The sequence below is a fragment of the Neobacillus kokaensis genome (assembly GCF_014656545.1).
Classification (GTDB): Bacteria; Bacillota; Bacilli; order Bacillales; family Cytobacillaceae; genus Neobacillus; species Neobacillus kokaensis.
Genome location: NZ_BNDS01000009.1, coordinates 15,339 through 28,717 on the forward strand (window position 1 = coordinate 15,339; position 13,379 = coordinate 28,717).

Genomic DNA, 13,379 nt, shown 5'->3' on the forward strand with positions numbered 1-13,379 from the left:
ATTGAAAATTTAAAAAATAATGTCAATTTGCATTATTTACGATGTCTAACTGCATTTTGATTTTAAAAAAAGGAGGTAACCTCCTTTTTTATGAATAAAAAGAGGTTGGCATCATTCTTGCATATTAATATTGTGAATCTAGAAAAGATAACAGAGAGGGGATTAACAATGAATCAATTGAAAGTGATGGATGAAAAGGAAATAAAAAGATTAGAGGAGCTGGATAAGAAATATTTCCTTCACCCAACATCTTCCTTGAAGCAGCACCAAGAAAAAGGACCTAAATTTATTTTTACGGAGGGAAACGGGGTTTATTTGAAAGATGTGCATGGTGATCAGTATATTGATGCCCTTGCTTCACTTTGGAATGTCAACATCGGTCATGGCAGAAAGGAACTAGGAGAAGTAGCAAGTCAACAAATGGGAAAACTTGCATACAGTTCGGCTTTTAATAATTTATCCCATGAACCAGTCATTAGATTATCTGAAAAACTGGCCAGTCTTACCCCTGGAGATTTAAATGTTTTTTTCTATACATCAGGCGGTTCGGAATCAAATGATACCGCTTTCAAACTAGTGCGTCACTATTGGAAATTGAAAGGGCTCCCGGAAAAGAAGAAAATTATTGGTTTGGAGAGGGGATATCATGGTGTGACTGTTGCAGCGTCAAGTGCAACTGCCATTCGCCAATTTCAGGAAATGGCACCAGGAAAAGCACCTGATTTTCTCCATGCTGTACCACATAAAACGAATTGTGAATTGGGAGATAAGAATGATCCCGATTATGCTAGAAGCCTTCGTGGAATTATTGAAAGGGAAGGTGCAGAAACGATTGCAGCAGTCATTATGGAACCCGTTCAAGGAGCAGGTGGTATTCATATCGCACCAGAAGGATATTTTGAAGCAGTTCGACAACTTTGCGATGAATACGGAATTCTTATGATTGCTGACGAGGTTATTTGTGGTTTTGGCCGTACTGGCCAAATGTTTGGTGTTGATAATTGGAATGTTGTTCCGGATGTCATGTCAATGGCCAAAGGAATTACAAGCGGGTATATCCAGTTAGGTGCAGTAGGGATTACTGAACGCTTAAGGGATGATCTAGCCAATGTATCTAATGATGTATTATTCCATGGATTTACTTATAGCGGGCACCCTACTGCCTGTGCTGTAGCATTAAAAAATATTGATATTCTTGAGAAGGAAAATCTTGTAGAACATACAAAGCAAATGGAATCGGTATTAGCAAAAGGTTTTAATTATTTGGAAGAAAAACATTCAATTGTGGCAAAATCACGCGCTAAAGGATTATTAGGTGCGTTCGAACTGTTAGCAGATAGGGAAAACGGAATTCAATTTTCGCCTGATAAAACAGTGGCTCCATTACTGGTAGAACAATGCTTTAAACGAAAATTAATTGTTCGCCCGGTAACCTATGGAGGAACAAACATCATTGCCATGTCACCACCTCTTGTGATGACAAAAGAAGAAATTGAAACCATGATCGCTATTTTTGATGAAGCCATCAAAGCGGTGAAAAAAACTATTTTATAAGGTTAATTGAATGAGGTGTAAACGGCATGATCATTGGGGTTCCGAAGGAAATCACAAATAATGAAAACCGTGTTGCCATCACACCTGCTGGAGTTACTGCTGTCAAAAATGCCGGTCACCAGGTCATTATTGAAGCTGGTGCAGGCAGGAAAAGTGGGTTTACTGACGAGGAATATATGGATGTAGGTGCCTTCGTTTCTGAGGATGCAAGAGGCGTTTGGGAAAACGTCAATATGATTCTAAAAGTTAATAAGCCGCTTCCGTCAGAATATCAGTTTTTCAGAGGAGGGTTAATAATATTTGCTCAATTCAAATTAGATACAGCCCCCAAGCTAGCTGACATGTTGATTCAAACAGGTGTCATTGCAATCAGTTTTGAAACGGTTGAAAGTAATCAAACTTTCCCATCACTCACACCTATAAGTGATGTAGCAGGGCGGATTCAAACTTCAACAATTGCCCGAACAAATGCAACACTGCCCTATATATTGGAAATTTCTAATATAGGACTGGAGAAAGCCATCAGTGAAAATTTATCTTTAACGAAATGGGTAAATATTGCAAATGGTTATGTAACTTGTTATGAAGCAGCCGAGAGTCTTGGTCTAGAATATACTTCACTAAAAGATGCTTTTAGGGTTGCAGCTAACAAATAAAGAGAAAAATATTCTATGAATTAAAAATTCTTGAAATTAAAGTAGGGAATTAGTTGTTTAATGTGGAATAAAAAAATAAATACGATGCAGATAAAAATTTTAGATTTCTGCATCGTGATTTTTATAAGACAAATCAAAAGGTACATGTATTAAATTTAAAAGAGATAAGAAAATGCGTGTTCCTAATTCAGAAAATTTAAATTAATTTTTATATTTAATTTATTTAAATAAAACGTTTAGTGACATCGTTAAATAAAGATTAGGAGTGGTTTCATGCAGACGAATGTAGAATGTTTAAGTTATTTAAATTATGTGAATGGACAGTGGCAAGCTGCAAGCAGCGGTCAAATGATTGATATTCACAATCCAGCAAATAAAGATGAAATAATTGGTAGAATTCAAGCGTCAAATTTGGAAGATTTAGATCATGCTGTTGCTATTGCGAAAAAAGCTCTACCAACATGGAGAAATCTATCATCTGTAGAAAGGGGAAATTTTCTACACCGGACTGCAGATATTCTGGAAAAAAACGCAGACGAAATAGCTGAAATTGCAACAAAAGAAATGGGGAAAATCCTCCGAGAAACAAAAGGGGAGGTGCTTAGAGGTGTAGCCATTCTTAGGTATTATGCTCAAGAAGGAATGAGGCAAATTGGAGAGGTATTGCCTTCAAGTCAAAAGCAAAATATTCTTCTAACAAAACGGGTACCAGTAGGGGTTGTTGGAGTAATTTCTCCTTGGAATTTCCCTATTGCTATCCCTATTTGGAAAATAGCACCTGCATTAATTTATGGGAATACAGTTGTTTTCAAACCTGCATCTGAAACAGGGATTTCCGCCGCTAAAATTGTTCAGGCTTTTGATGAAGCGGGACTGCCAAAAGGTGTATTGAACTTAGTGAATGGAAAAGGAAGCATTATTGGCCAAGGCTTGGCTGATCACAAAGATGTGAATGCTATTTCGTTTACGGGGTCAAATCAAGTGGGAAAACAAGTGGCAGTAAGTGCTGTTAAGCACGGTGCAAAATACCAGTTGGAAATGGGCGGTAAAAATCCGGTTATCATTATGGATGATGCCGATATAGAACATGCCGCAGAGCTTACCGTTCAAGGGGCAATGAAACAAACCGGTCAAAGATGTACTGCGACAAGCCGCGCCTATGTACATTGTTCTGTATATGAAAGAGTAAAAGAATTAGTGGTTAAAAAGGCAAACTCACTAAAAGTTGGGAACGGCGTGGATCCAACCGTAGATTTAGGCCCTCTTGCATCCGAACAACAAATGAACACTGTAATGAATTATATCAAGAAGGGAAAGGAAGATGGGGCATCCTTACTTTGCGGCGGTGAAGCTTTAAAAGGAGAACAATATCAAAGCGGCTATTTTGTACCCCCAACTGTTTTTGAAAATGTAACTCACGATATGACCATTGTCCGTGAAGAAATATTTGGTCCAGTACTCGGGTTAATTAAGGTAAATAGTTTTGAAGAAGCTCTTGAAATGGCAAATGACACTATATACGGACTTAGTGCTTCCATTTTTACCAAGGATATTGCAAGAGCGTTTAAGTTTATCGATGAAATTGAAACAGGACTTGTGCAAATAAATGGAGAAACAGGCGGAGCGGAACCACAAGCACCGTTTGGAGGAATGAAAGATTCCAGTTCACAATCTCGAGAACAAGGTCAAGCTGCCAAAGAGTTTTATACCACTATGAAAACCATTACAATTACACCAATTCCTTAATAGAAACTGAGAGGCTAGTAAACATAATTTTTATTATGTATATAAATTTTTATCTAGTAGCTTGATTGGATGAATAAGAAAACAATTTAATTATAATTATAGAATTCCAGCAACCATCGTAATTAATACTTATCCTAGAGGTAATTATTCAATTACTTTTGGGATTCTCCTAAGTTTAAAAGCGGAGTAAAAAATAACTTGAGGTGTTGTGTATGGTAAATCAAGTAAATGGGAATAACCTTCCAGAAGAAGTCCGAAAAAAACAAGTGAAGAAAGCAGCTATTGCAAGTATCGTTGGAACGTCAATTGAATGGTATGACTTTTTCCTTTATGGAACGATGGCTGCCTTAGTCTTTCCCAGGCTGTTTTTCCCAGATAATGACCCTTACATTGCTACATTACAATCATTTGCAACATTTTTCGTTGGATTCCTAGCACGTCCAATTGGAGCAGCAGTTTTTGGTGCCTTTGGGGACAAAATTGGCAGGAAAGCGACACTTGTAGCTACACTATTATTTATGGGGATTAGCAGTACGCTGATTGGACTGGTCCCTTCGCATGAACAAATTGGCGTTGCGGCCCCAATTTTATTGGTGCTCTTACGCTTTTGTCAAGGAATCGGGGTTGGCGGCGAATGGGGAGGCTCTGTTGTTCTTTCAACGGAATGGAGTCCAAAGAAACACCGTGGGTTGATGGGAAGTATGACTCAGTTAGGAGTGCCCATTGGTCTTTTTACCTCTACGGCAATGGTTTCCTTATTAATTTATTTAACGGGTGACAGTTTTTATACGTGGGGTTGGAGAATTCCCTTCTTAATTAGTCTTTTACTTGTTGGCTTTGGTTTGTATATTAGAAATGGGGTAATGGAATCGCCACAATTCACGAAAATGAAAGCGGAAAAGCGGATTGCCAAAAAGCCCGTTCTAGAAGTGATCAAGAACCATCCAAAAGAAATAATGTTAACTAGTTTTGCACGTTTGGCTGAACAAGCTCCTTTTTATATTTTTACAACGTGGGTCATTACGTACGGTGTAGAAAACTTAAAATTAGATGAACAAATCTTTACGAATGCTAATTCAGTTGGAAGTATTTTGGAGCTCTTCTGTTTACCATTATTCGCGTTTCTATCAGACCGTTTTAACCGGAAAAAAGTTTATGTCACTGGTTGTATTTTGACGCTGGCAATGAGTTTTCCATTCTTTTGGGTTCTGGATACTGGAAATATATTATGGATCTTTATAGCAATTGGTGCTTGCCATGTGATTAATACAGTACTTTATGGTCCGCAAGCTGCATTAATTGCGGAAAGTTTCCCTACTCACCTTCGCTATAGTGGCGCTTCCCTTGGCTATCAATGTGCCTCTCTTATCGGAGGGGGAATCGCACCGATGATCTGCGTTTACTTGCTCCATAAGTTTGGCAGTACTGTTCCAATTAGTCTTTATATTATTGGTCTTTGTATTATATCCACTATTTCTGTATTAAAGCTCAAGGATTACTCGTCAAGAGATATGGGAGAGAACTTACCGTTACACCCTATCAATGAAAATATGACTGTAGGTAGTGATGTTAGTTAGGTTTTCGTGCCTGTCACCGCTCAAATGAAAACGATTACAATTATACCAATTCCTTATAGGAATTGATTAGATTATAAACCATAATTTTTATTTTTGCGTAATTAAATTTCATCCAGCTGGTACTTTATTTATTGCTGATAAGAAGGTAAAACCCAAAAAATTCTGAGGTGGTTAATCCATGAATAAAGATAATAATTTAATTAAAAAGGATAATATCCCTATTTCTTACTCTAATCGTAACGTGGGGATGCTTGGATACTCTTTTGTTTGGGTTGGGATCGCCGTCATTATTGCCACATTTGCATTAGGCGGCGACGGTGTTCAGACTATGAAACTAGGCTGGGTTTTACTTGCATGTTTATTAGCAAATATTGTTTTGGGGTTTTTTATTTCTATCACTGGCGATATTGGAATCGAACACGGGATCAATTTTCCAGTCTATATGCGTGCTCCGTTTGGTGTCATAGGTTCCTATATTCCAATGTTAATTAGGGCTGTTCTGGGGGCATTTTGGTTCGGTATTCAAACCTATTTTGGAGCATTAGCAATCAATTATATTTTCTTGCATTTCACTGGCTTTGATAACTGGCTATTTTGGTATATCGTGTTTACGATTGCTCAGGTAATCAATACAGCCTTTGGGTTTAAGGCAATAGAACGATTCTCTAACATTGCAGCACCATGTATTATCATTATTTCGGTATGGATGTACTTTAATCTTGAAGGTGTAGCAAGTGCCGCAGGCAACAATGTCTGGAATACTGTCCTAGGCTCAGAAAGCACTGGTTTTGTGTGGAACACGTTTATCGTCTTGTTTTTTGTGAATATGGCTTTTTGGTCAACTGCGGCATCCGATTCTCAGAATTTAACTAGATATGTGAAGACATCTCAATTTGAGAAAAAGTGGGTGAAACGAAATAAAAATACTTTATTAGGCCATATGGTAGCATTACCTCTTACACAGTCTGCCATGATTGTTATTGGCGGGGTCTCCATGATCGCGGTAAACAACTGGAATCCAGTAGAGGCGATTCAATCTACAGCCTCAGGAGTAATTTTAATCGTCTTGTTGATTATGGTTGTTTTTGCACAATGGTCTACGAATGCTGCTTCCAATCTATTAACACCTGCAACTGTTTTTGCTGAAGTATTTCCAAAGATAGGTTATGCCGGAGGGGTTGTACTTACAGCTATAGTTGGTTCGGTTATTCAGCCTTGGGCATTGATGGAAGTGCTGACTGATTTCCTAAATATTATGAGTTCTGTTTATTCAGCAATTGTTGGAATCTTGTTCGCTGATTACTATCTACTCAGAAAACGCCGAATGAACGTTCCTGAGCTGTACAAAAAGGATGGTCAATTTGCTTATAAAAAAGGATGGAATTTTGCAGGGATTATATCGCTGGTATTAGGAATGGCGGTTGCAACAGTATTTAGTTCCTATGCCTTTATTGTTGGGTTTATTGTAAGTTTCATTGCTTATTATTATTTAGGGAAATATTGGTGGTTTAAAAAGTATAAACAAGCTGAAATTGAAGAGAATCACTCAGAGAAATATTTAGGTGTAACAAGTGGAAGGGACTGGGTACTGGATACAGAACGTAATGAAATTGTTCCCTCCATCCAAGGTAATCAGAGGACGCATGTGGTAAAAAGTCCTGAACAGATTCCAACGGCACAGAGTGTAGAAGAATTTTAGAATATAACCATTATACTATCTATACTTCGCGGTGCCAGAAATGAAGTACCGCGAAGTTTGATAAATCATAAACCCAAAATATAGGAGGAAAATGATGAGTAAATTTAGAGTAGCTGTTGATGTTGGGGGAACCTTTACGGATGTATTTGTTTTTAATGAAAAAACAGGGAATATTTCGGTTACGAAAACATCCTCTACCCCCTCTAATCCAGAAATCGGAATTCTTGATGGTATAAAAAAAGCGAATATATCTGGAAATGAAATTTCTATGTTTTCTCATGGAACAACGGTTGGGACAAATGCGCTAATCGAAAGAAAATTACCAAAAACAGCATTAATAACTACAAGAGGTTTTAGGGATATCCCCGAAATTCGCCGAGGTACAAAGCAAGATTTGTGGGATGCATATATAGACGTTGCTCCTCCCTACATTCGGAGAAGAGACCGCTTCGAATTAAATGAACGGGTTGACTACGCAGGGAACGTACTAGTCGAGGTTCAAGAAAAGGAAATTCGGACTTTGGCTCAAAAATTGAAAAAACGTGGTGTAGAATCAATTGCTATTTGTTTTATGAATTCCTATATTAACAATTCGAATGAATTAAAAACTATAAATATCCTCCAAGAGGAAATACCGGATGTTTATATATGTGCCTCAAGTAGTATCCTGCCAGAAATTTTTGAACACGAACGAATGAGTACAACAATTATTAATGCTGTACTTGGCCCTAAAGTCAGCAATTATATCCATTCATTAGAAGAGAAGATTAAGGAGAAAGGCTATGAGGGTGATATTTTAGTCCTGCATTCCGGCGGCGGGGTGATGACATCAGAAACTGTACCGAAATATGCAGCCCGTTTGGCTAGTTCAGGTATAGCAGCTGGGGCTATTGCAAGTAAATATATTGCGAATTTGTGTGGATTTAAAAATGCCATTGGTCTGGATATGGGAGGGACAAGTACGGATATTTCCCTTGTATACGATGGTCAATTAAAAATTACGAAGGATTGGTTTATTGAGTATGGATACCCAATCGGTTTTCCGAGTATTGAAATCCTTACGATTGGTGCTGGTGGCGGAAGTCTGGCGTGGGTAGATGAAGGTCGTTCGTTAAGAAACGGTCCACAAAGTGCCGGGGCTGTTCCTGGTCCAGCCTGTTATCAACGTGGGGGGGAGGAGCCTACTAACACAGATGCTAACTTAGTTCTAGGAAGGTTAAGTACAGAACTTCTTGATGGTCAAATGTCATTGGACAAAGAAGCTGCACTAAAAGTAGTAAGGAAAATCGGAGAGCAGTTTGGTTACACAGACGAGGAAGCAGCAAACGCTATTTTAAAAGTTGCAAATGCAAACATGTGTGATGCATTAAGATTGATTTCCGTTCGTAAGGGATATGACCCTCGTGATTTTGCCCTTGTGGCATTTGGAGGAGCAGGTGCATTACACAGTGCGTATTTGGCAAAGGAAATTGATATTCCTAATGTGATTGTTCCTGCTCATCCTGGAGTTGCGGCTGCAATGGGCTGTTTATTAGTAGATGTAAGACATGATGTCTCCAAAACTTTCGTTAAAGATATACAAGAAACAAATGTTGAAGAGTTAGAGAAAGAGTTTATGACCTTAGAATTAGAAGCTACAAATCTATTAAAACAAGAAGGTATCGCTCATGAAAACATGAATTTGATTCGCTATCTTGAAATGAGATATTTAGGTCAATGGAGAACTTTATCAACTCCAATTGGCAGACCTATTCAATCTTTAGAAACTGCTTTAAACACATTTCACAAAGAACATGAGCGAGCATATGCCTTCTTGAATCCAGATCAAAATGTAGAAATATATGGTTTAAGAGTAGAAGCCATTGGCGTTGTTCCAAAGCCTGAAATTGTGAAGGAAAGTCCTGAAGGTAAATTAGAGGATGCTGTTAAAAGTTATCGGGATGTATATTTTGAAGAAGCAGAAGGTTATGTAAACACGCCAGTTTATGACCGTAAGAAAATTCCAACCCTATCAGTTTTACAAGGGCCGGCTATTCTCGATCAATTAGACTCCACAGTTGTACTTCCACCTAGTTTTACTGCAGAAGTTGATTCGTACAAAAATATTATCATGACTTATAAAAAATAATTTTGCTAAAGGAGTGCTGTAAATATGAGCCTAACTATTAAAAGTAATCTAGAGGATGTCAGTTCGAAAAGTATACATCAAAGTAAATTAGATCCCGTTACTTTTGAAGTATTGAAAAACGGATTCATCAATTTAGTCGATCAGATGGCTGAACAAATTCTTCGAACCTGTTATTCATTTGTTATTTTTAATCGTGATTTTAGTTGTGCCATGTGTGATGCAAATGGAAACACCATTATGCAGGGAACACAGGATATTTCAGTACATGTTGGAACATTGCACTTAACGGCAAAAGCAGTTATAGAAGATTTTGGGGATGATATTCATCCAGGAGATGTATTCCTTGTCAACGATCCTTACCGTGGTGGTACTCATTTCAATGATGTTCGCGTCATTCGGCCTGTTTTCTATAATGGTAAAATTATTTCCTTTATGCAGGCCAATGGTCATTGGGCAGATATGGGAGGGTCAACTCCTGGTTCCTTTGATGTGAACTCTAAAGATCATTATGGAGAAGGAATACGCATTCCGCCTGTGAGAATTTGGAGCAAAGGCGAATACCTAAAAGACGTCGCAAACTTGCTTGTTTCGAATATGCGTATACCGGAAGAACGTCTGGGAGATTTGCGATCACAGGCAGTTGCTACAAAAGTAGGAGAAAACCAGCTGCTACAATTAGTAGAGAAATATGGAATAGAAACAATCCTTACGGCATTCGATGAGGTCCAAGATTATGTGGAATTTATGACGAGAGAAAAAGTGAAAAAAATGCCTAATGGAACATGGGAAACGACCGATTTCATCGATATGGATCCAGAGGCAGGTGATGGCCTAATCCCAATTAAAGTTAAAATGACGGTAAAAGACGATCAGATTTTTTATGATTTAAGCGGGTCTCATCCATACATTAGTATCTTTTTAAATTCAGGTTTCGGAGCAGCGCTTTCAGCAACATATGCTGGAACTAAAACGTTTTTTCCTGATATCCCATTGAATTCTGGTTTCTATCGTGTTGTACAAACATATCTTCCGGAAAATTCAGTTGTGAATGCCCCATGGCCAGTTGCTGTAACTGGATTTTGTTCTGGTGCTTATGAAAAAATTATGAATTCTTGTTTTGAGTTATGGTCAAATATCATGCCAGAAAGAGCTCTTGCCTGTTCTTTCAATTTAGAATACTTATTAGTCGGAGGAAATGATAAGCGAGAGGGATATAACAATCAGTATTTCATGTGGTATGACTGGATGCCAGGCGGACATGGCGGAAGAATCGATCGTGATGGTGCCAATGCATTGACTGCTGTATTTGGTTTAGGAATGATGATACAACCAAGTGAAGGTCAGGAAAGACTGAGCCCAGTCTTGACGACAAAATTAGAAATCCTTACTGATTCAGCAGGACCTGGTGAGTTTAGAGGGGGTTGCGGGGTAGAAAAAGGCGGAATACTGCAAAATATCGAAAATACCGTTATGTCATACTGTTGTGACCGCTCCCGATCAATTACTTGGGGCATTTTCGGAGGTCTCCCATCCATTCCTCACGGTGTCTGGTTAAATCCTGATAAGGAGAACAAACAATTTTTAGGAACAGTTTTCTCCAATGTTAAATTAAAAAACGGTGATATGTTTACAAGACCTTCTGCCGGCGGCGGAGGATTAGGTGATCCCCTAAAAAGAGATATAGAAGCAGTGTTGGATGATGTAATTGATGAATACGTTTCAATTGAGAGGGCAAAAAAGGATTATGGAGTCGTCATTAAAGAAATAGATCGGGATCTAGATCAGTTTGAAATTGATGTAGAAGCGACAAGAGAAACCCGTCAATATATTCGTGAAAATCGGAAAAAATGGCTAGAAGAGGATGTCAATGTGGTGTTTGAAAAATATCAAAAAGGTGAAGTGGATCACTTAGACCTTATTCGCCGATATGGAATCGTATTGGATTTGGGTACAAATACTGTTTTACAAAAATCAACTGCCCAAAACCGTGAAATGATGCGAAAACGATCCTTATCTTATTGGGATTAATAGATTAATAATTTCGAAAGTTTATGATCAAATCATATTACCTTAGAAACCTTTGGACTAAATAGATAGAAATGTAATGAACCACTACTTATTTAATATGGAGGTCATTTAAATGTGTGAATTTGTTCACCCTCGCCAATTAAAGGTAAGTAAAAGCCCTTGGGGGCCGGAAGATGAAATTGGTCGGTTAAATTTAATTACTCCTGAATCTCGTGAAAAGATTATGAGATCCATAGATATGTCAAAAACATATGATTTAAGTGTGAAATACTTTATGGGTATGCCATCTTGGACCGCAGCTGGGGACCCGCCATTTCAAATTTGGATGACACATACACCAAAGGGAAATGTTAATGACAATCTCATGGCTGCCACTCAAGAAGGAAAGGAACTAATTGGGTACTCTGGTGACGCAATTTCTATGTATACACATTGTGGGACACATATTGATACTTTTAATCATTTTGGTTACAGAGGCGAGATTTGGAACGGATTTAATGATGAACAACATCTTGGAAGCAGGCATTGGAATAAGTGCGGACCAGAACTTTATCCAATCATTGTGGCTAGGGCTGTTTTATTAGATGTTGCTGGAACAAAGGGTGTCGATATGCTGCCTGACTGTTATGGAATTGGAAGAGATGACCTTCAAGAAACGATGGAAAAACAAGGTGTATCCATCCAAGAAGGTGATGTTGTAATGATTCGCACTGGCAGAATGACAGTATGGCCGAATAGAGAGAAATTTGGTAATGATTCACCGGGAATTAATATAGAAGGAGCTGAATATTTAGCTGGTTTAGGCGCAATGATTATTGGTGGGGATAATATTGCTCTTGAGCAGGCCCCATCTCCTGAGAGAGATAATTATTTTCCTGTGCATACTTATTTATTTTCCGAAGTAGGAATTCCGATCATTGAAATGTTATGGCTCGAGGAATTAGCAAAAGAAAGAATCTACGAAGTGGGTTTTATTGGAAAAGCAATGCCGATAGTTGGTGCTACTGGTGCTCCATTGCAGCCAATTGTTTTTCCATATAAATAAAGGAAAAAAAAATTCGAAATTAAAATCTAACCTATCAGTTAATTAAAAAGTTAAGGTGTTCTCAAGAATAATCCATACTATTTTTGCGAAACGCCTTGACTTTTATTGCTTTAAGGTCGTTAATCGTTCTTCAATTACATTTTTATGGAATTACTTGTAGTTCCTAATCAATTAGGAGGGACTTATGAAATTAAAGGATAAAGTAGCAATTATAACGGGTGCAGGACATGGTATAGGGAAAGCTGTTGCAATACAATTTGCAAAAGAGGGAGCGAAACTTTCACTAAATTATTTTGGGCAAAATAAAAATGATATGGACTTATTATTGGAAGAATTAAAAAATTATGGATCTGAGGTAATTATTTCTGATGGTGATCTCTCAGATGAAAATGTTGTGAAGTCCTTAGTGAATCATACTGTAAAAACATATGGCAGAATTGATATTTTAACAAACATTGCGGGGATTTGTAACCAAAGCCTTATACAAGATTTAGAGGTTGAAACATGGGATAGGATGCTGGATGTTAATTTAAAGAGTGTTTTTTTAACGACTAAATATACTGCCCCATTTATGATTGTCCAAAAATCGGGAAGGATTATAAATTTCGCTTCACAACTTGCTCAAAAAGGGGGTATTGAAGTAAGTCACTATGCAGCCTCAAAAGCTGGTGTTATTGGATTTACGAAATCAATTGCCTTGGAACTTGGTGAACATGGAATTACAGCAAATTGTATAGCTCCTGGTCCGATTGAAACACAGATGTTAGCTAAATTTAATTATAGTTGGCGAGAACAAAAATTATCTCAACTTCCTTTACATCGTTTTGGAAGTGTGGAGGAAATTGTTCCATCTGTGGTCCTTTTAGCCTCCGACCCTGATGGAAATGCATATACCGGACAAACGTTAGGCCCGAATTTAGGAGATGTCATGTTGTAAGTCTACTAT

Annotated in this window: 9 protein-coding genes; all 9 read left to right on the plus strand. The window is 37.9% G+C overall.

Annotated elements, in window-relative coordinates; genetic code table 11:
- Positions 1 to 90: 90 nt before the first annotated feature.
- The 9 genes from IE222_RS11905 (at position 91) to IE222_RS11945 (ending at position 13,370) form a co-directional block, all read left to right on the plus strand.
- Positions 91 to 1,554: an aminotransferase family protein gene (locus IE222_RS11905; RefSeq protein ID WP_308435603.1), complete on the plus strand. Its 1,464-nt coding sequence runs from the start codon at positions 91 to 93 to the stop codon at positions 1,552 to 1,554.
- A gap of 26 nt (positions 1,555 to 1,580) precedes the next feature.
- Positions 1,581 to 2,210 (plus strand): Rossmann-fold NAD(P)-binding domain-containing protein, encoded by a 630-nt coding sequence (locus IE222_RS11910; RefSeq protein WP_191273041.1) that lies wholly within the window; start codon positions 1,581 to 1,583, stop codon positions 2,208 to 2,210.
- Between the two features lie 273 nt (positions 2,211 to 2,483).
- Positions 2,484 to 3,956: an alpha-ketoglutaric semialdehyde dehydrogenase GucD gene (gene gucD / locus IE222_RS11915; RefSeq protein ID WP_191273043.1), complete on the plus strand. Its 1,473-nt coding sequence runs from the start codon at positions 2,484 to 2,486 to the stop codon at positions 3,954 to 3,956.
- 212 nt (positions 3,957 to 4,168) lie between these two features.
- Positions 4,169 to 5,533, plus strand: a complete 1,365-nt coding sequence (locus IE222_RS11920) for an MFS transporter (protein ID WP_191273045.1) — start codon at positions 4,169 to 4,171, stop codon at positions 5,531 to 5,533.
- A gap of 178 nt (positions 5,534 to 5,711) precedes the next feature.
- Entirely contained in the window at positions 5,712 to 7,232 is a 1,521-nt protein-coding gene (locus tag IE222_RS11925; protein WP_191273047.1) for an NCS1 family transporter, read from the plus strand.
- A 94-nt stretch (positions 7,233 to 7,326) separates the two neighbouring features.
- Positions 7,327 to 9,360 (plus strand): hydantoinase/oxoprolinase family protein, encoded by a 2,034-nt coding sequence (locus IE222_RS11930; RefSeq protein ID WP_191273049.1) that lies wholly within the window; start codon positions 7,327 to 7,329, stop codon positions 9,358 to 9,360.
- Positions 9,361 to 9,384: 24 nt separating this feature from the next.
- Positions 9,385 to 11,388, plus strand: coding sequence for a hydantoinase B/oxoprolinase family protein (locus IE222_RS11935; RefSeq protein WP_191273050.1), 2,004 nt, complete (start codon positions 9,385 to 9,387; stop codon positions 11,386 to 11,388).
- 112 nt (positions 11,389 to 11,500) lie between these two features.
- Complete coding sequence (locus IE222_RS11940; protein WP_191273052.1) at positions 11,501 to 12,433, plus strand: cyclase family protein; 933 nt, start codon at positions 11,501 to 11,503, stop codon at positions 12,431 to 12,433.
- 184 nt (positions 12,434 to 12,617) lie between these two features.
- Complete coding sequence (locus IE222_RS11945; protein ID WP_191273054.1) at positions 12,618 to 13,370, plus strand: SDR family NAD(P)-dependent oxidoreductase; 753 nt, start codon at positions 12,618 to 12,620, stop codon at positions 13,368 to 13,370.
- Positions 13,371 to 13,379: the final 9 nt, after the last annotated feature.